At 69.1% G+C, this 24,889-nt stretch carries 25 protein-coding genes; 20 read left to right on the top strand and 5 right to left on the bottom strand.

The features are described 5' to 3' along the window. Positions 1–49 precede the first annotated feature (49 nt). From IXW21_RS07380 to IXW21_RS07345, 8 genes are all read left to right on the top strand, one after another. Positions 50–1,159, top strand: coding sequence for a Gfo/Idh/MocA family protein (locus tag IXW21_RS07380; protein ID WP_194763622.1), 1,110 nt, complete (start codon positions 50–52; stop codon positions 1,157–1,159). Beyond that, positions 1,156–2,682 (top strand): sugar ABC transporter ATP-binding protein, encoded by a 1,527-nt coding sequence (locus tag IXW21_RS07375; RefSeq protein WP_194763621.1) that lies wholly within the window; start codon positions 1,156–1,158, stop codon positions 2,680–2,682. The genes IXW21_RS07380 and IXW21_RS07375 overlap by 4 nt, the downstream gene beginning before the upstream one ends. Next, positions 2,679–3,761, top strand: coding sequence for an ABC transporter permease (locus tag IXW21_RS07370; protein WP_194763620.1), 1,083 nt, complete (start codon positions 2,679–2,681; stop codon positions 3,759–3,761). Before IXW21_RS07375 ends, IXW21_RS07370 begins: the two co-directional genes overlap by 4 nt. Beyond that, positions 3,758–4,816, top strand: a complete 1,059-nt coding sequence (locus IXW21_RS07365) for an ABC transporter permease (protein ID WP_194763619.1) — start codon at positions 3,758–3,760, stop codon at positions 4,814–4,816. The genes IXW21_RS07370 and IXW21_RS07365 overlap by 4 nt, the downstream gene beginning before the upstream one ends. Before the next feature lie 14 nt (positions 4,817–4,830). Further along, positions 4,831–6,027, top strand: a complete 1,197-nt coding sequence (locus IXW21_RS07360; RefSeq protein WP_416361089.1) for a substrate-binding domain-containing protein — start codon at positions 4,831–4,833, stop codon at positions 6,025–6,027. 82 nt (positions 6,028–6,109) lie between these two features. Further along, the gene (locus IXW21_RS07355) at positions 6,110–6,961 is read left to right on the top strand and encodes a sugar phosphate isomerase/epimerase family protein (RefSeq protein ID WP_194763617.1); all 852 of its coding nucleotides are present in this window, start codon (positions 6,110–6,112) and stop codon (positions 6,959–6,961) included. A 28-nt stretch (positions 6,962–6,989) separates the two neighbouring features. Then, positions 6,990–8,015 (top strand): sugar phosphate isomerase/epimerase family protein, encoded by a 1,026-nt coding sequence (locus IXW21_RS07350; RefSeq protein ID WP_194763616.1) that lies wholly within the window; start codon positions 6,990–6,992, stop codon positions 8,013–8,015. Continuing rightward, positions 8,012–8,305, top strand: a complete 294-nt coding sequence (locus tag IXW21_RS07345; RefSeq protein ID WP_194763615.1) for a Dabb family protein — start codon at positions 8,012–8,014, stop codon at positions 8,303–8,305. The genes IXW21_RS07350 and IXW21_RS07345 overlap by 4 nt, the downstream gene beginning before the upstream one ends. 31 nt (positions 8,306–8,336) lie before the next feature. On the opposite strand, the gene IXW21_RS07340 is transcribed toward IXW21_RS07345, so the two are convergent. The 5 genes from IXW21_RS07340 to IXW21_RS07320 are packed head-to-tail and all read right to left on the bottom strand — an operon-like array spanning position 8,337 to position 13,412. Continuing rightward, positions 8,337–9,335, bottom strand: a complete 999-nt coding sequence (locus tag IXW21_RS07340; protein WP_194763614.1) for an NYN domain-containing protein — start codon at positions 9,333–9,335, stop codon at positions 8,337–8,339. Next, positions 9,328–10,323, bottom strand: coding sequence for a Gfo/Idh/MocA family protein (locus tag IXW21_RS07335; protein WP_194763613.1), 996 nt, complete (start codon positions 10,321–10,323; stop codon positions 9,328–9,330). The genes IXW21_RS07340 and IXW21_RS07335 overlap by 8 nt, the downstream gene beginning before the upstream one ends. Before the next feature lie 38 nt (positions 10,324–10,361). Beyond that, positions 10,362–11,417 carry an LLM class flavin-dependent oxidoreductase gene (locus IXW21_RS07330; protein WP_228528282.1) on the bottom strand — a complete coding sequence of 352 codons (1,056 nt, stop codon included), beginning with the start codon at positions 11,415–11,417 and terminating at the stop codon, positions 10,362–10,364. 13 nt (positions 11,418–11,430) lie between these two features. Next, positions 11,431–12,723, bottom strand: a complete 1,293-nt coding sequence (locus IXW21_RS07325) for an O-acetylhomoserine aminocarboxypropyltransferase/cysteine synthase family protein (protein ID WP_194763612.1) — start codon at positions 12,721–12,723, stop codon at positions 11,431–11,433. Then, entirely contained in the window at positions 12,720–13,412 is a 693-nt protein-coding gene (locus IXW21_RS07320) for an alpha/beta hydrolase (RefSeq protein ID WP_194763611.1), read from the bottom strand. Before IXW21_RS07320 ends, IXW21_RS07325 begins: the two co-directional genes overlap by 4 nt. Positions 13,413–13,531: 119 nt before the next feature. Here IXW21_RS07320 and IXW21_RS07315 point away from each other — a divergent pair, with 119 nt between their 5' ends. The 12 genes from IXW21_RS07315 (at position 13,532) to IXW21_RS07260 (ending at position 24,881) form a co-directional block, all read left to right on the top strand. Beyond that, positions 13,532–14,944 carry an NtaA/DmoA family FMN-dependent monooxygenase gene (locus tag IXW21_RS07315; RefSeq protein ID WP_194763610.1) on the top strand — a complete coding sequence of 471 codons (1,413 nt, stop codon included), beginning with the start codon at positions 13,532–13,534 and terminating at the stop codon, positions 14,942–14,944. A 167-nt stretch (positions 14,945–15,111) separates the two neighbouring features. Continuing rightward, the gene (locus tag IXW21_RS07310; protein WP_194763609.1) at positions 15,112–16,746 is read left to right on the top strand and encodes a TIGR04028 family ABC transporter substrate-binding protein; all 1,635 of its coding nucleotides are present in this window, start codon (positions 15,112–15,114) and stop codon (positions 16,744–16,746) included. 22 nt (positions 16,747–16,768) lie between these two features. After that, positions 16,769–17,716, top strand: coding sequence for an ABC transporter permease (locus tag IXW21_RS07305; protein ID WP_194763608.1), 948 nt, complete (start codon positions 16,769–16,771; stop codon positions 17,714–17,716). Beyond that, positions 17,713–18,597: an ABC transporter permease gene (locus tag IXW21_RS07300; RefSeq protein ID WP_194763607.1), complete on the top strand. Its 885-nt coding sequence runs from the start codon at positions 17,713–17,715 to the stop codon at positions 18,595–18,597. Before IXW21_RS07305 ends, IXW21_RS07300 begins: the two co-directional genes overlap by 4 nt. Next, a complete protein-coding gene (locus IXW21_RS07295) occupies positions 18,594–20,222 on the top strand; it encodes a dipeptide ABC transporter ATP-binding protein (protein WP_194763606.1) in 1,629 nt (542 codons plus the stop codon). Before IXW21_RS07300 ends, IXW21_RS07295 begins: the two co-directional genes overlap by 4 nt. Beyond that, positions 20,219–21,238, top strand: a complete 1,020-nt coding sequence (locus tag IXW21_RS07290; RefSeq protein ID WP_194763605.1) for a putative FMN-dependent luciferase-like monooxygenase — start codon at positions 20,219–20,221, stop codon at positions 21,236–21,238. The genes IXW21_RS07295 and IXW21_RS07290 overlap by 4 nt, the downstream gene beginning before the upstream one ends. Beyond that, positions 21,235–21,855, top strand: coding sequence for a CMD domain protein (locus IXW21_RS07285; RefSeq protein ID WP_194763604.1), 621 nt, complete (start codon positions 21,235–21,237; stop codon positions 21,853–21,855). The genes IXW21_RS07290 and IXW21_RS07285 overlap by 4 nt, the downstream gene beginning before the upstream one ends. Continuing rightward, positions 21,852–22,460 carry an alkylhydroperoxidase domain protein gene (locus IXW21_RS07280; RefSeq protein WP_194763603.1) on the top strand — a complete coding sequence of 203 codons (609 nt, stop codon included), beginning with the start codon at positions 21,852–21,854 and terminating at the stop codon, positions 22,458–22,460. Before IXW21_RS07285 ends, IXW21_RS07280 begins: the two co-directional genes overlap by 4 nt. Positions 22,461–22,589: 129 nt before the next feature. Continuing rightward, positions 22,590–22,892, top strand: a complete 303-nt coding sequence (locus tag IXW21_RS07275; protein WP_194763602.1) for a hypothetical protein — start codon at positions 22,590–22,592, stop codon at positions 22,890–22,892. Continuing rightward, on the top strand, positions 22,892–24,184 hold the full coding sequence (locus IXW21_RS07270; RefSeq protein WP_194763601.1) for a putative T7SS-secreted protein: 1,293 nt from the start codon (positions 22,892–22,894) through the stop codon (positions 24,182–24,184). The genes IXW21_RS07275 and IXW21_RS07270 overlap by 1 nt, the downstream gene beginning before the upstream one ends. 38 nt (positions 24,185–24,222) lie before the next feature. After that, positions 24,223–24,666 (top strand): hypothetical protein, encoded by a 444-nt coding sequence (locus tag IXW21_RS07265; RefSeq protein ID WP_194763600.1) that lies wholly within the window; start codon positions 24,223–24,225, stop codon positions 24,664–24,666. Further along, positions 24,663–24,881, top strand: coding sequence for a hypothetical protein (locus IXW21_RS07260; protein WP_194763599.1), 219 nt, complete (start codon positions 24,663–24,665; stop codon positions 24,879–24,881). Before IXW21_RS07265 ends, IXW21_RS07260 begins: the two co-directional genes overlap by 4 nt. The last annotated feature ends 8 nt before the right edge of the window (positions 24,882–24,889 follow it).

The raw sequence follows: 24,889 nt of genomic DNA, 5'->3' as shown, positions 1-24,889 counted from the left end.
TTTGACGAAGATCTAGCAAAAGCGGGACCGCCATGTCAGACTCACCGGCATGACAACGGATGTCACTGACACCGGACTCGGGACGATCCGAGCCGGGATCCTCGGCGGAGGGTTCATGGCTCGTGTCCATCGCACGGCCGCACGTGACGCGGGGGGCGAGCTGCGGGCCGTGGCCACGGGCTCCGCCTCGGGCGGACGCCGGGCCGCCGGCGAGCTCCACGCCGCGCGTGCCGAGGACGACGCCGCTGCTCTGCTCGTCGCCGACGACATCGACATCGTGCACATCTGCACCCCGAACGCCACGCATGCCGAACTGGCGGCGCATGCGCTCGAGGCCGGCAAGCATGTCGTCTGTGAGAAGCCGCTCGCCACGAACGCCGCCGACGCCAGACGCCTCGCGGACCTGGCTGCTGCGAGGGGACGGGTCGTGGCCGTGCCCTTCGTGTACAGATACCACCCGATGGTGCGCGAAGCCCGAGCTCGCGTCGCGCAGGGCGACGTCGGGGAACTGCTCACCCTCGACTGCTCGTATCTGCAGGACTGGATGCTGTTGCCCACCGACGACGACTGGCGCGTGCATTCGACCTCGGGTGGTGAGTCGCGCGCGTTCGCGGACATCGGCTCGCATCTCTGCGACCTCGTGGAGTTCGTGATCGGCCAGCGCATCCGATCGCTGAGCGCGCGGAGTCGTCGGGTGTTCGCGGAGCGCGGCGGGCGCAGCGTCGACACCGAGGATCTCGTCGCGATCCTCGTCGAGACCGACTCCGGTGCCCTCGGCACCCTGCTCATCTCGCAGATGGCCGCCGGGCGGAAGAACGCTCTGACCCTGGAGTTGCACGGCTCGCGGCAGAGCCTTCGCTTCGAGCAGGAGCGGCCCGAGGAGCTGTGGGTGGGCATGCGCGACGAATCGCGGATCCTGCTGAGGGACCCGCTGGCCGCCGCAGAGGATTCCGCCCGCCTGCAGCGCGTGCCGGCGGGACACTCGATGGGGTATCAGGACGCGTTCAACGGATTCATGGCCGACGTGTACGCGGCGGTCGGGGGAGAGCACCGTGACGGCCTGCCCACGTTCGAGGACGGATACCGGTCCGCTGTGCTGACCGAGGCCGTGCTCGCATCGGCGGCCGACGGCGGGCGATGGACGGAGGTGGCGGCATGACCGCGACGATCACGCAGCCGGTGCTCGAGGTGTCGGGCATCCGCAAATCGTTCTTCGGCGTCGAGGTGCTCAAGGGCATCGACTTCGACGTGCAGCCGGGGGAGGTGCATGGCCTCGTCGGCGAGAACGGAGCGGGCAAGTCCACGCTCATGAAGATCATCGCCGGTGTGCAACGGGCGGACGAGGGGGTCGTGCGGTATCGCGGCGATGAGGTGCACCATGCGCACCCCCGCCAGGCGATGGACGACGGCATCGTCACGGTCTTCCAGGAGTTCACCCTCCTGGCCGAGCGGACGGTCGCACAGAACGTGTACCTCGGTCGGGAACCCCGCCGCGGCGGGTTCGTCGACCAGAAGGCCATGACCACCCGCACCGGAGAGCTGCTCGCCGATCTCGGCGTCTCGTTCATCGACCCGCAGGCGCGCGTCGGCTCGCTCACGGTCGCCGAACAGCAGATCGTCGAGATCGTCAAGGCGCTCTCCTTCGACGCGCAGGTCATCTCGATGGACGAGCCCACCGCCGCACTCAGCGACCGCGAGGTCGAGCTGCTGTACGCGATCATCCGGCGACTCACGTCTCGAGGAGTCGCGGTGATCTACGTGTCGCACCGACTGAAGGAGATCTTCGACCTGTGCGACCGCATCACGATCCTCAAGGACGGCGCGCTCGTGTCGACCGACGAGACCGCCGCGCTGACCACGGACGAGCTGGTGCGCCGCATGGTCGGCCGCTCGATCCAGTCGTACTTCCCCGACGCGATCGACGGCACGGTCGTCGGAGAGCCTCGGCTCGAGCTCGACGGCTGCGGGAACGCCTTCGTCGACGGCGTCTCGCTCACGCTGTGCGCCGGGGAGATCGTCGGCGTCGCGGGGCTGCAGGGCTCTGGTCGCACCGAGCTGGTGGAGGGGATCTTCGGAATCGATCCCTTCTCCCGCGGCGTCATGCGCGTCGACGGCTCGTCCGTGCGCATCGCGAGCGCTCGCGCCGCGGTGCGCTCGGGGCTCGCGCTGGTCTCCGAAGATCGCAAGGCGCAGGGCCTCGCGCTCGGGCAATCGGTGCTCGACAACGCGCTTCTGGTCATCCGAAGCGTGTTCTCCGTGCGCACGTCGTCGTCTCGCCGTGAAGTGCCCGGAGTGCTCAGCTCACTGGAGGTGAGTTCGCGCGGACTCGATCAGGAGGTGCGATTCCTCTCCGGCGGAAACCAGCAGAAGGTCGTGCTCGCGAAGTGGCTGCTCACGCAGCCGCAGATCGTGCTCTTCGACGAGCCGACGCGCGGCATCGACGTCGGCGCGAAGTACGCCGTGTACCAGCTCATGCGCGACCTCGCCGCCCAAGGGAAGGCCGTGCTGATGGTCTCCAGCGAACTCCCGGAGGTGATCGGCATGAGCGATCGGATCCTCGTGATGCACGACGGCGAGCTCGTCGCCGAGCTGCCCGCGGGCTCGGCGGAGCACGAGATCCTCGGCGCCGCGACCGGGGTCGCGCACCCCCACGATGCGACGACCGAGGGAGGCACGCTGTGAGGCGGTTCAGGGTCGACTCGACGGTCATCGTGCTCGCCATCCTCGTGCTCACCCTCGTCGTCGGGGCGATTCTCGTCGGCACCGTCGGGCGCAACTTCCTCAGTCCGGGCAACATCCGCGACATCCTGACCGGCATGAGCGTGCTCGGCCTCGTCGCGATCGGTCAGACCCTCGTCATCCTCGGAGCCTCGCTCGATCTCTCGGTCACGTATGTCATCAGCCTCTCGAGCCTCCTCGCCGCGACGATCATGAACGGCAGCCCCGCGAACATCCCCGCGGCCGTCGCGATCACGGTGCTCGTGTGCGCCGGCATCGGCCTCGTCAACGGCCTGATCGTGACGGTACTGAAGGTGAACGGATTCATCGCGACCCTCGGCGTCGGGCTCATCCTGCAAGGAATCCTCAACACGAACTTCGAGGGTTCGGCCGGGAAGGTGCCGTGGGAGTTCCAGCTCATCGGCGCGACCGGCGTCGGACCGGTGCCGGTGTCGACCATCATCATGATCGTGCTCGCCGTGGCGATCTGGTGGCTGCTCAATCGCACCCGCACCGGCGCCCACCTCTACGCGGTCGGCGGCGACCCCGAGATCGCACGTCTGTCGGGCGTCCGCACCCGTCCTCCGCTGATCACCGCACACGTGCTGTGCTCGGTGTTCGCGGGGCTCGCCGGACTCCTGCTCGCCAGCCGCCTCGGCGTCGGAAGCCCGACCGTCGGACAGCAGGGCGGCTACGCGCTGCTGTCGATCGCGGCGGTCGTGCTCGGCGGAACCCTGCTGCTGGGCGGTCGAGGCTCGATCTGGGGTGCGATCGGCGGTGTCGCGATCCTCGCGGTGGTCGACAACGTCATGAGCGTCATGCAGGTCAACCCGTTCCTGAAGGACGTCGTGCGCGGCGTCGTGATCGTCGCCGCGGTGGCCGTCTACAGTCGTCGAGCCGTGGTCCGTCGTCGTCCGCGCTTCGGCGCCGGGGGAACACGCACCGGGGGAGACGACGCGGCCAAGGCCGCCGACGCCGACATGGCGGCGGCGGCATCCGAACTCGCTGAGAAGAGCGCCGCCGCCGAAGGAGGACGCGCATGAACGCACTCCGCACACTCGTGAGTCCTCGGGGCGCGGTGTTCCTGCTGCTCGTGATCCTGCTCATCGCCGTGACGATCCTCAACCCGAGCTTCGCGGAGCCCGGGCAGTTCATGCGCTTCATCCAGCGCGTGGCCCCGATCGCCATCGTCGCGATCGGTCAGTACTTCGTCATCATCGCCGGCGAGTTCGATCTGTCGCAGGGCTCGCTCATCACCGCGCAGGTGATCATCGCGGGAAACCTCGTCGGACAGGACGATTCCCGAACCGTCCCCGTCCTGGTGCTGATGATCGTGTTCGGTGCGGTCGTCGGACTCGTCAACGGCGTGATCACCACACTGCTCAAGGTGCCGTCCTTCATCGTCACGCTCGGCATGATGCTCGCGCTCCTGGGCGGCGTGATGTGGTGGACGGGAGGGGCAGCCACCGGCAACCCGGCAGACAGCTTCCGCGAGATCGGTCGTGGTGGCATCCGCGACGTGCCGCTTCTCGAGTTCATCCCCTGGGCGGTGTTCATCCTGATCGGCTGGCTCGCACTCGGCATCTGGGTCACGAAGCGGCCGCTCGGCAAGCTGCTCATCGCCGTGGGCGACAACGCCACCGCGGTGGACTTCGCGGGTGCACGCAGCGCCTGGGTCACCACTCGCGCGTTCATGATCTCGTCGCTGTCGGCCACGCTCTCGGCCGTGCTGCTCGTGGGGTACGCGGGAGTGCATCCGTCCGTCGGCCGGGGCTACGAGTTCGTCGCCATCACCGCCGTCGTCCTGGGAGGGGTCGTGCTGGGCGGCGGGCGCGGCTGGATCGTCGCCGCCGCGGCCGGTGCGTTCGCTCTCGAGGCCCTTTTCATGCTGCTGAACATCGCCGGCGTCCCTTCGACCCTGCGCGATGCCGTGCAGGGGGTCATCATCATCGCCGCCGTCGCCTACTCGGCCGTCGCATTCCGTGCCCGGCGCAGGCGAAGCCCGCAGCCGTCTCCGGATCTCACGACGCCGGACTCCGTCACGACCGCAGAATCCGCAACAACCCGCACCATCCACACAGAAACCAGAGGAGATTGACAATGCGACGATCAATGAGGATCGCCACCGCAGGGGTGGCTCTCTTCGGACTCATCGCGCTCGCCGGGTGCACGACAGACCCGTCCGTGGCGCCGGCCGAGTCCGACGCTCCGGATGAATCGGCCGAGACGACCGAATGGTTCGACCAGGAGCTCTTCGACAAGCAGATGGCCGAGCGTGATGTCGAGCCGCAGGGTCCGGCGGACGAGCCATACCTGCAGCACATCAACGCCGAGATGGTCGACACCGCGGAGTTCGCGAGCGAAGGTGCCAAGAAGGCCTGTTTCGCGAACGCCTCGATCTCGAATCCGTGGCGTCAGACGGGCTGGATCACGATGAACGAGCAGCTGAAGTCACTGCAGGAGGCAGGCGCCATCAGCGAGCTGGAGACCCGCGACGCGCAGGACTCCGACGACACCCAGATCGCCGACATCGACTACTTCATCTCGGAGGGCGGCTGCGACGTCTTCCTCATCTCGCCGAACAGCACGGCGGCGATGACCCCGGCTGTCGAGCGGGCCTGTGAGACCGGCAAGCCGGTGATCGTGTTCGACCGCGGTGTCGACACCGACTGCCCCGTCACGTTCATCCACCCGATCGGCGGATTCGCGTGGGGTATCGACACGGCCGAGTTCCTCATCGACAACCTCGAGGAGGGTGACAAGGTCGTGGCACTGCGGATCCTTCCCGGGGTCGACGTGCTCGAGCACCGCTGGGCGGCGGCTGAGAAGCTGTTCGACGAGGCGGGCATCGAGGCCGTTGACTACTTCACGGGCGCCGACCCGGCCGAGATCAAGAGCATCATCAGCGACGAGCTCGCGAAGGGCGACGTGCAGGGCATCTGGATGGATGCCGGCGACGGAGCCGTCGCGGCGATCGAGGCGTTCGAGGACGCCGGGGCGGACTACCCGGTGATGACCGGCGAGGACGAGATGAGCTTCCTGCGGAAGTGGAAGGACACGGGTCTCACGGGTCTCGCGCCGGTGTACTCGAACTTCCAGTGGCGCACGCCGCTGCTCGCCGCGCAGATGATCTTCGCCGGCGAGGAGGTCCCGAAGGAGTGGGTGCTGCCGCAGAAGCCGATCACCGAGGCAGAGCTCGACGACTACCTCGAGGCGAACGACGGCATGCCCGACGGGCACTACGCGAAGTTCGGCGGGGAGAACCTTCCCGGCTACCCGACGGTCTGGCAGGAACGTCAGATCCCGTAACCCGCAGTGACGCTCCCACCCTTCCCTCCGCCGCCCGCGGATGGGAGGGTGGGAGCACACGCGTCATCCCCGAAGGAGCAGGATGTCTCGCACGATCGCCGTCAACACGTGGGTGTGGGCCTCTCCGCTCAGCGATGCGATTCTCGAGCCGCTCGCGCGGAAGGCTGCGGGGATGGGGTACCAGGCGCTCGAGCTGCCGCTCGAGGACGTCGGCGACTGGGACCCCGCGCACACGCGGGAGGTGCTCGACGGATTCGGACTCGGCGCGATCCTCGTGGGGGCGATGGGCCCCGGCCGTTCGCTGCTCGCGCGGGCAGGCGACGTGGATGCCACCCAGCGCTATCTGCGCTCGTGCATCGCCGCGGCGGTCACGCTCGGTTCGGAAGTCGTCGCCGGGCCCTTCTATGCGCCGACCGGCGTGACCTGGCGAATGACGGGGGACGAGCGCGCGGACGCGGTGGCGGAGCTGCGCGAGAACCTCCGCCCCCTGGCCGAGGAGGCCGCGTCCGCCGGGGTGATGCTGACGATCGAACCGCTCAACCGCTATGAGACCAGCGTGCTGAACACGGTCGAGCAGACTCTGGATGCGCTCGAGCCGCTGCTCGGCGCCGGGGTCGGTCTGGCGCTCGACACCTATCACCTCAACATCGAGGAGAAGAAGCCTGCCGACGCGATCCGATCGGCAGCGGGAGCGATCGGCCACGTGCAGGTGTGCGGCAGCGACCGGGGCGCGGTCGGCGACGACCACACGGACTGGCCGGAGATCCTGCGCGCCCTCGACGACGCGGGGTATCACGGGCCGCTCGGACTGGAGAGCTTCACCGGCGAGAACGCGACGATCGCGGTCGCGGCGTCGGTGTGGCGTCCGCTCGCGCCGAGTCAGGACGATCTCGCCCGCCGCAGCATCCACGCGCTCAGGGCGCTCGGCGCCTGAGGTCGTCACGAGATACGAAGGAGCGTCCATGTCCACGCATCCCGTCACGCTGTTCACCGGCCAATGGGCCGACCTGCCGTTCGAGGAGGTGGCGCGGCTGGCGGCCGACTGGGGATACGACGGACTCGAGGTGGCGGCCTCGGGCGATCACCTCGATCTGCGGCGGGCCGATGAGGACGACGCGTACGTCGCGTCCCGACTGGAGGTCCTCGACCGGTACGGGCTGGAGATCTTCGCGATCTCGAATCATCTCGCCGGTCAGGCGGTCTGTGATGCGCCGATCGACTTCCGTCATCAGGCGATCCTGCGCGACTACGTGTGGGGCGACGGTGATGCCGAGGGCGTGCGCACCCGTGCGGCCGACGATATGAAGCGTGCGGCGCGGGTGGCGCGCAGGCTCGGCATCGACACGGTCGTCGGATTCACGGGGTCGTCGATCTGGCCGTATCTGGCGATGTTCCCGCCGGTGCCGGCAGCGGTCATCGAGAGCGGTTTCGAGGACTTCGCCGCGCGTTGGAACCCGATCCTCGACGTGTTCGACGGCGAGGGTGTGCGCTTCGCGCACGAGGTGCATCCGGGCGAGATCGCCTATGACTACTGGTCGTCGGTGCGTGCGCTGGAAGCGATCGATCACCGGAAGGCGTTCGGCTTCAACTGGGACCCGTCGCACATGATGTGGCAGAACATCGATCCGGTGGGGTTCATCGTCGATTTCGCCGATCGGATCTATCACGTGGACTGCAAGGACACCCGGATGCGTCCGCGCAACGGACGGGCCGGGGTGCTGGGCTCGCATCTGCCCTGGGGTGATCCGCGGCGCGGGTGGGACTTCGTCTCGACGGGTCACGGCGACGTGCCGTGGGAGGACGCGTTCCGGGCCCTCGACGCGATCGGCTACGGCGGTCCCATCTCGATCGAGTGGGAGGATGCGGGAATGGACCGGCTGCACGGTGCCCCTGAGGCTCTCGGCTTCGTGCGGTCGCTCCTGTGGCCCCCGCCGGCCGTGTCTTTCGACGCGGCCTTCAGCACTCAGAGCACCGAAGAGGTTCCATGAGCATTCAGCACACCGTCGTCTTCCGCCTCGTCCACGAGTCCGGCTCGCCGGAGGAGCGCGAGTTCCTCGAGACGGCGCGATCGGTCCTGACGGCGATCCCCGGTGTCGAGGAGTTCGCTGTTCGTCGCCAGGTCAGCCCGAAGAGCGACCTCGAGCATCAGTTCTCGATGGTCTTCGCCGACCAGCACGCCTACACCGCCTACAACGACCACCCCGCTCACACCGCGTTCGTCGCGGACCGCTGGGTGCCCGAGGTCGCGGCATTCCAAGAGTACGACTTCGTGGAGTGAGGGGCGTCGCGCTGCGGTGCGGCCGGCCGCGTCAGGCGGCCGGCTCCCGCAGCCGCACGAGGCGCTCGTGGCCCGTCTCCTCGAGCTCGGCGATGTTCTCACGCGATTTGAGGAAGTCGGAGAACGACCGGTAGCCGAGCGCCTTCTCACTGAACGACGGATCCATCCGTCGCATGTGGGTCTTCACGGCCGAGCTGTGCAGCCACTCGTCGGCATCCGCCTTGTCATGGCCGAGCCGCAAGGCGCGCTGCAGCAGCTCGGTGGCCTCGCTCTGTTCGGAGCCCTCGCCCTGCTCATCGACCTTCGCAGCCGCGGTGGCCGAAGCAGCGGCGGCCGACGCAGGTGCCTTGGCCTTCGCCGTCTTGGCGGGCTGTCGTGTCCTGGCCTTGACCGCGGGCTCGGCGACCGTCTCGGGCACCTCGACGACCGCGGGCGCGGGAGCGGACGCGGAGGGCTTGCTCGGACGCACCACTCCGGGGAGCGAGTCGTAGGCCTCGAACTCGTCGCACGCGGCGGCGAGCGACTTGGCGGTGGACCCCGCGACGCCCACGCCGATCACATACCGGCCGAGGCGCTTGCAGCGCTGCGCGAGAGGGACGTAGTCGCTGTCGCCGGCGACGATCACGACATGCGTGAGGTCGGGGAGGCGGAACATGTCTTCGACGGCGTCGACAGCCAGGCGGATGTCGGCGCCGTTCTTGGCATAGGCCGCGGCGGGGAACAGCTGCACGAGGTCGACCGCACGCGCGACGAGCTGCGAGCGGTACTCGGCGTTGACGGGCGATGACCAGTCGGCATAGGCGCGAGTGAGCACGAGGGTGCCGAACGACGCGGCGTAGTCGATGATCGCGCCGACCTCGATCATGGCGCGGGAGAGACGCTCGGTGACCTCGGGGTCGGAGGGGTTCTCGGAGATGCGCTGACGGTCTTTGCCGTACGCGTTGCGTCCGTGCACCCGGTCATACCAGGAGATGACGATGTTGTCGAAGTCCAGGTAGACGGCGACGCGGGCGTCGTGTGCCTCAGCCATGGTTCACTCCCTCGTTCGGGTACCGGACGCCGATCTGGGCGCGGATCTCGTCGAGCGTGCCCATGATCGCGACCGTCTCGGCGATGGGCAGGATGTCGCCCTCGAGGATGCCCTCGCGCACGAGACGCTCGGCGGCCTGAGCCTGGTACTGCATGCCACGCCCCTCGACCTCGGAGACGTATTCCTCGACGACCGTGCCGTCGGGGTGTACGACGCGGAAGGTCGTGGGCGTGTACCAGACGCGGTCGATGTCGATGCGGGCGTCGGTGCCGACGATGCTGGCCGCGTTCGGACCCGCGGCTCGCGAAGACGAGATCGTCGTCGAGATCGCGCCGCCGTCGTGCGTCATGATGGTTGCGACCTCGGCATCGGCGCCCGTCTCGATCAGACGCGCGGTGGCGGTGATGTCGGCCGGGGCGCCGAGCACATCCCAGACGAACGAGATCGGGTAGATGCCGAGGTCGAGCAGCGCACCGCCGCCGAGCTCGAGGGCGTTGATCCGGTGTGACGGCTCGGAGGGGAGGAGCTGCGTGTGGTCAGCGGTCACCACACGGATCTCACCGAGCGTGCCCGCGGCGAGGATCTCGCGGATGCGGACCATGTGCGGCAGATACCGGGTCCACATCGCCTCCATCGCGAGCAGGCCGCGCTCGGCGGCGAGCTGCTGCAGGTCTTCGGCCTGAGCGCGATCGACCGTGAACGCCTTCTCGACGAGCACGTGCTTGCCGGCTTCGAGGGCGAGGCGAGCGTTCGCGTGGTGCATCGGATGCGGCGTGGAGATGTAGACGATGTCGACCTCGGGGTCGGCGACCAGCGCCTCGTATGAGGGGTGGGCGCGCGCGATGTCGAAGCGTGCCGCGAAGGCATTCGCGGACTCCTGGGAGCGCGAGCCGACCGCCACCAGATCGAGCCCGGCGGTGCGCAGATCGGAAGCGAAGGCGCCGGCGATACCGCCGGTCGCGAGGATTCCCCATCGAAGACCAGTCATGGTCTCAGCGTAGAGGGTGGCACCGACGGGCTGCGCGGTCAGCCCGCAGTCGCCAGCGTGCGCTGCGGCACGAGCGGGAACACCTGCTCGGCGATCCGATCGAGTTCCTCATCGAGCGGCGATGACTGGACGAGGAGGAGCGTGATGCCGGCATCCGCGTATTCATGGATGCGTTCGGCCAACTGCTCGGCCGTGCCGACGAGATTCGGACGCAGACCGCGCGTGCCCACCGAGTACTCGCGACGGGTGAGTTCGAGGGAAAGCTTCGAATTCCGTTGGAACTCCTCGAACGAGGCGTAGCCGGGCGAGTCGGGGTCGACGGTCGTGATGCGGGCGAGCTCGCGCTGCGCCTCGGCCTCGGTGTCGCGGACGATCACGTACGCGGGCATCCCGAACTCGGCGATCGGCCGACCGTGCAGCCGCTCGGAGCGCGCGTTCATGTCGGTGACGTTGGAGCGCACCTCGTCGAGGGTGCCGCCGTGCATGACGTACGCGTCGGCGAAGCCGGCGATCGACTCGCGACCGGCCTCGCTCTCGCCGCCCGCGAAGACCACGGGGTGCGCCGAGGGCTTGGGCTCGACGATCGTGCCGTCGAGCGAGTAGTGCGATCCGTCATAGGAGAACGGCGTCTGCTCCCACAGCCCGTTCAGCACCTCGACGAACTGCTGAGCCTGCACGTAGCGCTCGTCGTGGGTCGTGAACCGGCCCCCGAACTGTGTGGCCTCCTCAGCCCACCAGGCGGCGACGACGTTCAGCGCGACCCTGCCGGGTGCGATCTGGTCGAGCGTGCCGACGGTCTTCGCGAGCACGGCGGGCAGGTGGAATCCCGGACGCACAGCCGTCATCACCCGGAGTCGTTCGGTCACGGCGAGGATCGCGGCGGACAGCGACCAGGCTTCGAGACTCGGCGCCTCGATGCCCTTGCGGTCGTTGAGATAGAGCTCCGGCACCAGGGTCGTGTGGAACCCGAGTCGGTCGGCCTTCACCGACACCTCGCGGATGTACTCCCAGGTCGCCGCCATGCGTCCCTCGTCGGTGACGTTGCGCAGGAAGCCGCCGTAGACGGGGGTCCAATATCCGAGGTCGATGGACATGATGCTCCTTGCGTCAGACGCCGGACAGCGCGCTGTCGAGATCGGCGATGAGGTCGGCGGGGTCTTCGAGGCCCGCCGACAGACGGATGGTCGTGAGGGAGATGCCGGCGGCGGCACGCTGCTCGGCCGTCAGATGCGAATGGGTCATCGACGCCGGGTGGTTCACCAGACTGCGCGCATCGCCGATGTTGGCGACGAGGCGGATGACGCGCAGCGAGTCGATCACTGCGGCGATCCGGTTCTGCGTCTCGGCGTCTTCGGGCACGGCGAGGTCGAACGAGAAGACCGAGGGGCCGCCGCGCGGCAGGTAGCGCTGAGAGAGCGGATGCCACGCGTTGCCCTCCAGTCCCGGGTGGTGCACCCGGGCGACGGCCGGATGCTGCTGCAGGTGCCTCGCGATCGCCATCGCCGTGGCGCTCTGACGTGACACCCGCAGGTCGAGGGTCTCGACCCCCTGCAGGATCTGCCAGGCGTTGAAGGGCGAGAGCGAGGGGCCGAGGTCGTGCACGTACTTCGACTTCACGAGCGCCGCGAACGCCTGGCCGATGCCGAAGCGCTCCCACAGGGTGAAGTCGCCGATGCGCGTGTAGGGCTCGGTGAAGTGCGGCCAGCGTGCCGGTTCACGGCCGAAGTCGAACGTGCCCTGATCGACCACGACGCCCCCGAGGGATGTACCGTGACCGCTGAGGAACTTCGTCGCCGAGTGCACCACGAAGTCGGCGCCGTGCTCGCCGGGGCGCACCAGGTACGGCGTGCCGACCGTGTTGTCGATCACGAGCGGGACGCCGGCCCCGTGCGCGATGTCGGCGACCGTGCGGATGTCGAGCACCTGTGCGATCGGATTCGCGATCGACTCGGCGAACAGCACGCGGGTCTCGGGGCGGATGGCGGCACGCCAGGCATCCGGGTCGTCCTGGTCGACGAAGGTCACCGGGATGCCGAAGTCGTCGAAGGTCTCCTGCAGCAGGTCGACCGTGCCGCCGTACAGCTGGGTGGCGGCGACGATGTGTCCGCCGCGTCCGACGATCGCGAGCAGGGTCACGGCGACCGCCGCCTGGCCGGATGCGACCGCCACGGCTGAGGCACCGCCCTCGAGGGCAGCGATGCGTTCCTCGAGGATCTGCTGGGTCGGGCTGGCGTTGCGGCTGTAGAGGTTGCCGGCGGTGCGCAGCGCGAAGAGGTCGGCGGCGTCGGCGAGCGAGGCGAACTCGTACGCGGCGGTCTGATAGATGGGCGGGACGGCACTGTTCTGCGGAGTCCCGGGAACGTACCCCGCCTGGATCTGACGCGTCGAGAACTCGGTCATGCGGTCGCCACCGCCGCCGTCTCGTGCGTGCGGACGACGGGAGCGTGCACGTCACCGCCGCGCAGACGCTCGAGCCATTGCACGAGCGCGGCCGCGACACTGCGGTGCGACTGGTCGTTGAGTGCGTCGTGCAGTCCGTCGACGGTCTCGACGATCTCGAGATCGGGGACGGCGCGCAGCGCGTCGATCACGTGGGGCAGCGGAGACACGGTGTCCGCACCGCCGTGGATCGCGAGCACCGGGACTTCGATCGCCGCGAGGTCTGCGGGCGCCGGGAGAGGCTCGGCCGGAGCGACCTCGATCGAGGTTGCCTCGGTCGCCAGCACGTTCAGGTGCAGCGGGCACGCCGTGCGCTCCTCGGCGGGCGGCAGATCGAGCTCGGCGTCCACGAGGGTGCCGGCGACGACGGCCGCCTCGACCGAGGCTCCCTGCGTGACGAGACGCAGCACGGCGGATGCTCCCGCATCCGACCCGACGAGCACTCGCGGGGTCTCGGTCGCTTCCGCGAGCCAAGCGCTCGCGGCATCCGCATCGTCGTCGAAGACGGCGACGACGTAGCCGTCAGAGCTCAGCCGGCGGCCGAAGCGCTCGTAGACGCCTGCGCGCTCGCCGCGTCCGGTGATGACGGCGAGCGTGCCGCGAACTCGCGCCGGAGGCGTCCAGAGTGCGGGGGAGGAGGTCGTGGTCATGCCCCCATCCTCCGATCGGCCTCGGACACGCGCTGAGGATGTGTCGCCGTGTTGCGATCCGTGTCGCTGCGCTTCGGCGGCGGTTGGCGGTCGGATCCGGGCGCTCATACTTTCGGGGCATGACCGAGCCCCTCATCATCGGCGCCATGGTGCGCACTCTCGGCGCGTACCCGTCGGGTTGGCGTCAGCCGGGCGCGCACCGCGACCCGGCGGCAGATGCCGACATCCTCCGCCATATCGCGCGCGAGGGCGAGGATGCGGGGCTCGACTACCTGTTCTTCGGCGACTGGCTGGCGACAGGACCCGACCTCGAGTTCCGCGACCCGTATCTGCTCGCCCGTATCGACCCGGTGAGCGCGGTGCTCTTCCTGGCCGGGGTCACCTCGCGCATCGGTCTGATCGCCACCGTGAACACGACCTATGCCGACCCGTATGGGACCGCCCGCTCCCTCGCCTCGCTCGACGTGCTCACCCGGGGTCGTGCCGGTATCAACCTCGTCACCGGTGCGGAACCGCGAGCCGCCGGCAACCACGGTCGCGATGCGCACGCCGACAACGAGACCCGGTACGACCGGGCCGAGGAGTTCGTCGACGCGCTGCGGCGTCTCTGGGATTCGTGGAGCGAGGATGCCTGGATCGCGGATGCCGAGCGCGGCGTGCTGATCGACCCCGACGGCCTCCGTGGGGCCGACCTGCAGGGCGAGCACGTGCGGGTATCCGGTCCGCTGAACGTGGCGCGACCCCCGCAGGGTCAGATCCCGATCGTGCACGCGGGTACCTCACCGCGTTCGCGCGCTCTCGCCGCCACCGAAGCCGACCTGGCGCTGATCGCCGCCCCGAACATCGCGGATGCGATCGCCACCCGTCGCGACCTGCGCGACATCGCGGACGCGGCCGGGCGCGCACCGGAGACGCTCAAGGTCATCGCACCCGTGCTGCCCGTCGTCGCGGATTCGGATGCCGAGGCCCACCGCATCGTCGAGCGACTGCTCGCTCTGGTGCCTCTCGCCGAGGGACACCAGAGCACCCGCACCGCGTTCCCGCCTAACCGGTCGATCGCGGCGCTCGCCGACGCGCTCGGGGTCGCGGCGGACGATTCGCTGCGCGCGGCCGACGTCGATCAGGCCGTGTCCGCAGACGACGCGGCTCGGTTGGGCGATGCCGGTGCGGCCCTGCTCGACAGGCTCGGTCGAATCGCGGGCGTGCGTGTCGAGGGGCGGGGCGGCAGCGGCGCGCTGACCTGGCGCCATCTGGTCGCGGCGCACGCCGTGCCCGCCGCCTTCGTCGTCGGCGATGCCTCCACGATCGCCGACCACTTCGAGACCTGGCGCGACGAGGGCGCGGCCGACGGATTCAACGTGCTCTCGGCGTTCCAGCCGGCGCAGTTCGAGGCCTTCACGCGGCTCGCGGCTCCTGAGCTCCGTCGCCGGGGGCTCCTCGGCCGAGCCGATGACAGTGCCCGACCCACGCTCCGCGACCGGCTCGGGGTCGGTGCTCGCGACGGCGCCGCATCCTCCCTCGCCGCACTCTGAAGCGCCGCATCCGTTACGCCGCGTTGCGTCCGGTGACCGGCCATGACGCCTCATGACAGGTCACGTCCGCGCATGACGACTCCATTCGCGACCCGGGTCGCGGAGTCCCTAGCGTGACCTTCACCCGCACACCACGAACCACAGCATCCCTTCTCAGGAGGACCCGCATGACCCGCCGTCTCATCCGCGCAGCAGCCGTCGCGCTCCCGCTCGTCCTCGCAGCGGGTCTCGCCGCCTGCGCATCGTCGCCCGCGCCGTCCGACACCTCGGCCGCGGCCGGCGACCCCGTCACCGGGGGCACGCTGACGTACCTGGAGCACCAGACGTTCACCAACCTCTATCCGCCACAGGCCGGTTTCTACCCGAACGGCGGCGTGGTCAACAACATCACCGCCCGCCTCACCTGGCAGAACCCGGACACGCTCGAGATCGAGCCGTGGATCGCCTCCGACTGGACCGTGAACGACGACGCCACCGAGTACACCTTCACCCTGAAGCCGGATGTCACGTTCTCCGACGGCACGCCGCTGGACGCCGCGGCGGTCGCGAAGAACTTCGACACCTATGGTCTCGGCGACGCCGAGCGCGGCCTGACCGTCTCGGAGGCGATCAACAACTACGCCTCGAGCGAAGTGGTCGACGAGGACACCGTCACGTTCCGGTTCTCGGCCCCGGCCCCCGGCTTCCTGCAGGCGACGTCGACGATCAACTCCGGACTCCTCTCGCCTCAGACCCTCGACGGCACGATCGAGGACTTCGGAGCGGGCAATGCCGAGGCGATCATCGGCGCGGGGCCCTTCACCGTCACCGACGAGAAGCTCGGCACCGAGTTCACCCTGACCGCCCGCGAGGACTACGCCTGGGCCCCGGAGAGCGCAGAGAACCAGGGCCGTCCGTACCTCGACGCCCTGCACGTGCTCGTGACCCCCGAGGACTCCGTGCGCATCGGCTCGCTGCTGGCGGGCCAGGCCGATTACGTGCGCTACGTGCAGGCCTTCGACGAGGACCGCGTCGAGAGCTCCGGCTTCACGCTCTACGCGCCGCAGACCCGCGGAGTGAACAACTCCATCTCGCTGCGTCCCGAGAACCCGCTTCTGGCCGACATCAAGGTGCGTCAGGCGCTCGTCGCCGCCGTCGACGCCCAGGAGGTCGTCGACACCCTGTTCACCGAGAACTACCCCGTCGCGACGTCGGTGCTGTCGCAGGAGGCCCTCGGCTACAAGGACGAGTCGGAGTACTACGCCTACGACCCCGACGAGGCCGAGAAGCTGCTCGACGAGGCCGGCTGGGAGCCCGGTTCCGACGGCATCCGCGAGAAGGACGGCGAGCGCCTGTCGATCACCGTCTACGAGGCCGCCCCGCAGCCGCTCTCGAAGCAGACCCTCGAGCTCGTCGCCCAGCAGCTCGCGAAGGTGGGCGTCGAGCTCACGGTGAAGCCCGCTGACGCCGGCTCCTACGCGGCGGACACCCGCGACCCGCTCAAGACCGGCTTCTACCACTCGATGGTCGGACGCGCGGACTTCGACGTGATCAAGAGCCAGTACTACACGAAGAACCGCGATGCGCTGATCTCGAACGATGCCGAGCTCGACGCGCTGCTCGAGGCCGTGGCCTCGGAGCCGGACACCGAGAAGCGGGTCGAGGCCTCGCAGGCGGTGCAGGACTACATCGCCGAGCAGGCGTACGTCATCCCGCTGTTCGAGGAGCCGCAGGTCTACGGCGCCGCCACCTACGTGCACGGTGTGGACTTCGAGTCGGTGGGGCGCCCCACTTTCTCGGGCGTCTGGCTCGCCGAGCACTGAGCCTGACGGACACGGTGCATCGATGAGCTTCGTCCTCCGACGAGCCGGGCAGGCCGCGATCGTTCTGATCGCGGCCTTCACGGCCACGTTCTTCCTGCTGCAGCTGCTGCCGGGCGATGCGATCCTGATCAAGTTCTCCGACCCCAGCCTCGGACTGTCGCCGGAGCAGCTCGACGGGATCCGCGCCACCTACGGCACCGACCTGCCGTGGTGGCAGCAGTATGTGCACGCGGGGCTGGGCTTCCTTGCTGGCGACTTCGGATACTCGACGCAGTTCGGCACTCCGGTGCTGACCATGCTCGCCGACGCGCTGCCGTCGACCCTGCTTCTGGCGTCGCTCGGGCTGGTGGTGGCGCTGCTGATCGCGGTGCTCGTCGCGGGACTCTCGTCGCTGGCGCCATTCGCATGGCTGCGCAACGGCATCCGCCAGGTGCCCGGCCTGTTCGTCGCGGTACCCGTGTTCTGGCTCGGCATCCTGCTGATCCAGGTGTTCTCGTTCGGTCTCGGTTGGGTGCCGATCGTCGGTGCCGATCCGGTCGCGGGGCTCATCCTGCCCGTGCTGACACTCGCGGTGCCGATCTCGGCTCCGCTCGCGCAGGTGCTCGTGCGGGCGATCGATCAGGTGCAGGCGCAGCCCTTCATCACGGTCGTCCGTGCGAAGGGCGCGCCGCCGTCGTGGGTCCTCACCCGCTCGGTCGCGCGCAACGCCGCGCTTCCCACGCTCACGATCGCGGGTGTGCTGTTCGGAGAGCTGGTCGGCGGAGCGGTCGTCACTGAGACCGTGTTCGGCCGCACCGGCATCGGCCGGCTCACCGAGCAGGCGGTGTCGAACCAGGACATCCCGGTGCTGCAGGGCGTCGTGCTGCTCTCCGCTCTCGGCTTCGTGCTCATCAGCTTCGCCGTCGACCTCGTCACCCCGCTGATCGATCCCCGCCAGCGCGCCCTCTCGAAGGCAGGAGTCTCGACATGACCATCGCCGCATCGGCCGACCCCGCCGTCGAGCCACCCGAGCAGGATGCTCCGGCATCCGCCCCGCGCAGGAGCAGCCGTGGGCTGCGTTCCCGACCCTGGGGGCTCTACCTCGCGGTCGTCGTCGTGTCGCTCGCGGTGCTCTGGGCGCTGATCCCCGGGGTGTTCGCGCCCGGCGACCCGCTCACCGGCACCCCCGCCGACAAGCTGCTGCCCCCGAGCGCGGCGCACTGGTTCGGCACCGACACCCTCGGCCGCGATCTGTTCGGTCGTGTGGTCCACGGTGCGGTGCACTCGCTCTCGGGAGCCCTCATCGCCGTCACGGTCGGCCTCGCACTCGGCACCCTCCTCGGAGCGGTCGCCGGGGCGCTCGGCGGCGTCGTCGACGACATCCTGATGCGCGTGGTCGATGTGCTGCTCGCGATCCCCGGTCTGCTGCTGTCGCTGTCGGTGATCATCCTGCTCGGCTTCGGCACGGTGAATGCGGCGATCGCCGTGGGTCTCGGCAGCGTCGCGGCCTTCGCCCGACTCATGAGGTCGGAGGTCGCGCGCGTGCGGCGGAGCGAGTACGTCGAGGCGGCATACGGCAGCGGCGGCACGTTCTTCACCGTGCTGCGTCGCCATGTGCTGCCCAACTCGCTCACGCCGATCGTCGCTCTCGCAGCCCTGCAGTTCGGCACCGCGATTCTCGCGATCTCCACGCTCGGCTTCCTCGGCTACGGCGCACCGCCGCCCACACCCGAGTGGGGTCTGCTCATCGCGGAAGGGCGCAACTACACCGCCACAGCGTGGTGGCTGACGGCTCTGCCCGGCCTCGTCGTCGTCGCGGTCGTGCTCAGCGCGAACCGCATCTCGCACCGCATCGGAAGGAACTCGCGATGACCGTTCTCGCCGTCGACGACCTCAGGGTCTCATACGCCACCCGCACCGGTCAGCGCGAGGTCGTGCACGGCGTCTCGTTCGAGATCGCCGAGGGCGAGGCGCTGGCGCTGGTGGGAGAGTCGGGGTCGGGCAAGTCCACGACCGCGCACGCCCTGCTCGGCCTGCTGCCCGCCGGCGGTCGGGTCGAGGGTGGCACTGTGCGCCTCGGCGACCTCGACATCTCGGGGTGGACGGATCGTTCGCTGCGGAGCATCCGCGGCCCCGAGATCGGCCTCGTCCCACAGGATCCGGTGACCTCGCTCGACCCTGTGCGCCCGATCGGCGCTCAGGTCGAAGAGGTGCTGGAGCTGCACGGGCATCGCGACGGTCGTGCGCGTCGGGCGCGGGTGATCGAGCTGCTCGATCGTGTCGGCATCGACGACCCCGAGCTGCGTGTGCGCCAGTATCCGCACGAGCTCTCCGGCGGCATGCGGCAGCGGGTGCTCATCGCGACCGCGATCGCGCTGCGACCCCGACTGCTGATCGCCGACGAGCCGACCAGCGCACTGGATGCCACGGTGCAGCGCAAGGTGCTCGACCTGCTCGACGAGCTGCGGCGCGACGAGGGGACGAGCATCCTGCTGGTCACCCACGACCTCGGTGTCGCCGCGGATCGCGCGCAGCGCCTCGTCGTGCTCAAGGACGGACGCATCGTCGAGCAGGGGGCGAGCGAGACCGTGCTCGCGGCGCCGTCGGATGCCTACACGAAGCAGCTGCTCGCCGATGCCCCGGCCTTCATCACGGGGTTCCGCCGGCCCGAGGCTCCGCCCTTCCTGCGGGATGCGGCGGCAGCGGCCGCGGAGAATCCGTTCGCGATCACCGCCACCGGTCTCGTCAAGGAGTTCAAGGTCGCCGGCCGGGAGCGCTTCCGCGCGGTCGACGATGTCTCGTTCCGGGTGCGCCGCGGTACGACGCACGCGCTGGTGGGGGAGTCGGGATCGGGCAAGACCACCACCGCCCGTCTGGTCACGCGGTTCCACCAGCCGGATGCCGGCGCCATCGAGATCGACGGCGAAGATGTGACGGGACTGTCGGGTCAGAGGCTGCGGGCGCTGCGCCGCCGCATCCAGCTCGTCTATCAGAACCCGTTCGCCTCGCTGGATCCGCGGCAGCAGATCGTCGACATCGTCGCCGAGCCCCTGCAGAACTTCGGCGTCGGCTCGCGGGCCGAGCGCAAGGACCGCGCGCTCGCGCTGCTCGACCGCGTGTCGTTGCCGAGCGACGTCGCCAGCCGCACGCCGCGCGAGCTCTCCGGCGGCCAGCGCCAGCGTGTGGCGATCGCTCGGGCGCTGGCCATCGACTCCGAGATCGTCGTGCTCGACGAGGCGGTCTCCGCCCTCGACGTGACGGTGCAGGCACGCATTCTCGAACTCCTCACCTCGTTGCAGACGGAGCTCGGCCTGACCTACCTGTTCATCTCGCACGATCTCGCCGTCGTGCGTCGGATCAGCCACACGGTCTCGGTCATGCGCCGCGGCCGCATCGTCGAGGAGGGCAACACCGAGGAGCTCTTCCACGACCCGCAGCACGAGTACACCAGGGAGCTGCTCGCAGCCGTCCCCGGACGAACGGAGCAGCCCGCATGACCGGTCCCACGATCGCCTTCTTCACCCGGCTGCTCGACGATGCGGCTCCTGCCGAACGCTACGCGCTGGCGACCGAGCAGATCCGGCACGCCGAGCGATACGGCATCGGACGCGCCTGGGTCGCCCAGCATCACTTCCGCGCGGCCGAGGGCGGTCTGCCGTCACCGCTGGTGTTCCTCGCGAACGTCGCCGCGCAGACGTCGCGCATCCGCCTCGGCACCGGGGTCATCACGCTGCCGCTCGAAGATGCGGTGCGCGTCGCCGAGGACGCGGTCGTCGCCGACCTCCTCGCGGGCGGACGCCTCGACCTGGGCCTGGGCAGCGGAGGGACGCCCTCGTCGTTCGTCCCGTTCGGCGAGGACGTGCGCGACAAGGCACCGACCTACGATCGCAAGCTGCGCCTGCTGCTCGACGCCCTGGCCGGTCGCGACATCGGCGCCGAGAACACCCTCTATCCGGATGCCGGCACTCTCGCCGACCGAATCTGGCAGGCGACCTTCTCGGCCCCGGGCGGCCATCGGGCCGGTGTCCATGGCCACGGTCTGCTGCTCTCGCGCACCCAGCCCCGGTCGACGGATGCGCTGCACGCACCGCTCTCGGCGCTGCAGGATCCGGTCATCGACGCGTACCTCGAGGCGCTGCCCGACGGCGTCGCCCCCCGCGTGACCGCTTCGCGCACCGTGTTCGTCGCGGACGACCGCGACGAGGCCCTGCGCTTCGCGGAGGTCGGGCTGCGCCGCGCCGCCGAGGGGTTCCGCCGCCAGGGCCAGACGATCCCGGGCGACGACCTCGACGAGCTGATCGTCGCGCTCGACACCCACCTCGGCACTCCCGAGCAGGTCGCCGAGTCGCTCGCCGCCGACGCGACCCTGGCCAGGGCCACCGAGGTGGCGTTCCAGGTGCACTCGGTCGATGCACCGCACGAGCACGTGCTGCGCTCCATCGAGCTCTTCGCCGAGCAGGTCGCCCCTGCTCTCGGCTACACCCTCACCGACACCATCAAGGAGAAGGCATGACCACCGACATCGTCGATCAGATCGTGGGGGTGACGCCCGAGCTGGATGCTCTGCGGCGCCGCCGCCCCGTCACCAGGGAGCAGCTGCAGGCGAGCTTCGACGCACTCTTCGCACCGGTGTCGACGGCGGAGGTGTCACAGGCCGAGCGTGAGCTGGTCGCCGCGTTCGCCACGCGTCTCGCCGGCGACACCGACGCGACGGGCACGTTCTACGCCGACCGGGCGCTGGCGGCGGATCCGCCGCGCGCGACCGTCGTGATCGCCGAGGCCACGGGTGCCGCCGTCAGCGGACCCTTCGGCTCGTACACCGAGGCGGGCCTGCAGGACGAGAACACCGAGGGCGAGCGCTACACCCCGTCGCCCGAGGTCGCAGAGGTGCTCGGCGAGCGTCTCGCCGCGGCCCTCGCGCACACGCACCTGCTCGTGTTCCGTCCGCGCGAGTCGTCGGCTGATGACATCCAGCGGCTGGTCGATGCGGGGTGGTCGGCCGACGGCATCGTGACGCTGTCGCAGCTCGTCTCGTTCCTCGCGTTCCAGCAGCGCGTCATCACCGGCCTGAGGGTTCTCTCGGCCGCCGGCGTCGCCGCGGCATCCGACTCCGAGGAGGCGGCAGCATGACCGAGCTTCTGCACGACCTTCTGCACGATGACGCACCGCACCCCGAGGCCTTCACCCGGGCGGAGGTCGGGTGGACGCCCCACCTGCCTCCCCTCGCCGAGGAGGAGCTGACCGAGCGCCACTATGACGGTCTCGTCGACGCCTCCCGCGCGAAGAACGACTACTTCCGGCTGCTGGCGCGCGACCCCGAGGTGCTCAAGGCACGCACGCTCGTCGACAAGGACATCTTCTACAACGCCAAGGAAGGGCTTCCGCGTGCCGAGCGCGAGCTCTCGGCGACGGCGGCCTCGCGCCGCAACGGCTGCGTGTTCTGCGCATCGGTGCACTCGCGCTTCGCAGCTCACCACAGCAAGCGGGTCGACGACGTCGATCGCCTGCTCGACGAGGGCGTGGACGCCGAACTCGGCGAGCGGTGGAACGCGGTGGTCGCCGCCTCCGTCGGACTGACCGACACCCCGAGCACGTTCGGATCGGACGCGATCGCCCGCTTGCGCGCGGCGGGACTCGACGACCTCGAAGTGGCCGATGTCATTCACGGTGCGGCGTTCTTCAACTGGGCGAACCGTCTGATGCTCTCGATCGGCCGCCCGGTCGCCCCCGCATAGCCGCACGAGCACTCACTGCCAACCCTCCCCGACGCGTCCTCGTCGGGGAGGGTTGGCCGCTCTTGCGAGAGTATCGGCATACTTCCCAGTGTCCTCATACGGCGACGTATCGCTTGCTAGCGTCGACGCATGTCGACACATCGCGAAGAGTTCTACGACGTCGATACCGACGTGTTGCGGGCAATGGCGTCGAAGGCGCGCCGAATCCTCGGCGAGCTCGAGTCGACGGAGGTGCCGGCTCCCGGAGATGCCGGACACGAATGGGTGACCGGGGCCGCGGCGGATTTCCACACCGCATGGTCCGATGGGCTGTCCGCCCGAGTGAGCGACACCGAAGACTTCGCTGACAGGTTGCGCACGACTGCTCGGATCTTCGACGAGGGCACCGATGCGGCCAAGGCCGAAGTCGACGCGATGATCTGGAACGACTGATGGAGCTGGGGCAGACCCAGTCGCCCGTCGACCTCGTGCCGGGGTCGGCGTCGGAGGTCAGGGCAACGGCGGAAGCGTGGAAGGCCCGCAGTGCCGAAGCGGACCGGGTGCGCGACGACCTCGCCACGGTGGATGACGACGGCACATGGAAAGGCGCCGCCTACGATGCGTACCTCGAGAGGTTCGAGCGTCAACTGCTGCACTGGAAACGCGCCGGGGAGTGGCTGCGCGCCGGCGCCAGCTCGCTGTTCACCTGGGCCGACGCTCTGCAGTGGGCGCAGGACGAGGCCGATCGTGCCATCACCCTGTGGAACGAGGCAGAGGAACAGGCCGCTGCGGCGCTGACTGCTCACCGCGCGCACGTGCGGGAGCTGCGCGTCGGGCACGGGCTGCGGCGCCCCGAAGTCGACGTGCCCTTCGTCGACCCGTCGGGCCCCGCGCACGCTGAGGCGCGCGAGGTCTTGTTCAACGCCCGGGCGACGCTCGAGGTCTATGCGCGCGACTGCGCGATCCGGTTGGACGAAGCTGCGGATGCCGCACGGATGCCGCTGACCGACGCGGAAGCGGCGAGGCAAGCTCAGCACGCGACGACCGCAGTGATCGTCGACCTCGCTATCGTGCAGCCGTTCCAGGCGACGATGAACATGCTCGCGGTCTCCGCACAGACGCTGTGGGAGCATCCGGACATCATCCTCGAGCTCCTCGGCGGAGCTGCCACGTTCATCGGCGGTGCGGCTGTCGCGGCCGGAGGAGGCGCCGTCACCGTCACCGGTGCCGGTGCTCTGGCAGGTGCTCCCGCAGTCGTCGTCGCAGGAGTCGGGATCGCCGGAGCTGGCGCGATGATGATCGGCGATGCTGCCAGCCGGTGGTCGCAGGAGTCCCACAGCGTGTCGGATCGTCGGCCGGGCGTCGACCGCGGAGACGGTCGAGATTACGCGGGAAGATTCGCGAAGGGGCAACAGGACAAACCGTGGGCGGACAGCGAGAAACTCGGGCTGGACATCTATGCGAGGGAGAACAATGCCGACGTGATTCGAACCAAGGTCAGGGTCGACTTCGAAGGCTCGCCCCAGAACGGTCGATACTATGACGGCCTCGAGAAGAACGGCGACGGTTCGAATACTTACACAGCGATCGAGGTGAAGTCTGGCTCCGCGTTCAAGGACTATTCGAGGCCCGGCAACACACAAGGACAGTTCGACGCCGCCGTCAACGGCGGCACCCCGGCTCGAGGCTTCCTCGACGGGGAAGAGATTCTCATCACGAAGGTGGAGACGGTGATTTTGCCATGACCAACTACGGACCATTCGCGCAGAAGTCCCCAGGTGGCTTGACGGGCTGGTTTGACGACCATCGACGCCCGATTCCCGAGCATCTGCGACTCATGCTCGGCCACCTCGATGGAGGCGGGAAGTGCACCTACATCATCTGGCGTGGTGCAGACCCGGAGAGCATCGCCGGGTTCCGTGACGAAGCGAACGACTCTTTCATGCAGGCCGCCGGTTCGGCTGACGCGATGACCGTGGAAGTGCGGCTCCCCGGCCCCCATGGCGAGAGCCACCTGTACACGGTCGGACGGCCCGAGCCCGCAGACGGCACGACCACTCTCATCCCGATCAGCGACGACCGCGCGGTTCGTGTCTTCTCGAACGAGGTCTTCACCGCCGACGAGACGGCGGTGATCTTCTACACGTACTACCTCACGGATGCGGTCTCGCAGCCCTACGTGCTTCGCGAGCTGGACCTCTCGCACGAACTCTCGGAGCTGCGATGACACGCACCTACTCGGGGCTGGTGAAGAACGATGATGGGCCCAACACCTACACGGGAATCGTCATTCTCTTCGGTCCCGCGGTCGAGGAATACTGCGGTCCGAACAGCGCCGAGCGGGAGTTCGATGAAGCAGTCAATGGCGGCGCACTCGCGCGGGGCTTGCTCGACGGTGCAGAGATCGTCATCACTCGAGTAGAAGCAGAGATCATGCCGTGACAGATCCC

The organism is Microbacterium sp. UFMG61 (assembly GCF_015354505.1).
GTDB lineage: Bacteria > Actinomycetota > Actinomycetes > Actinomycetales > Microbacteriaceae > Microbacterium.
This window is presented reverse-complemented; position numbering and strand designations above follow the sequence as displayed.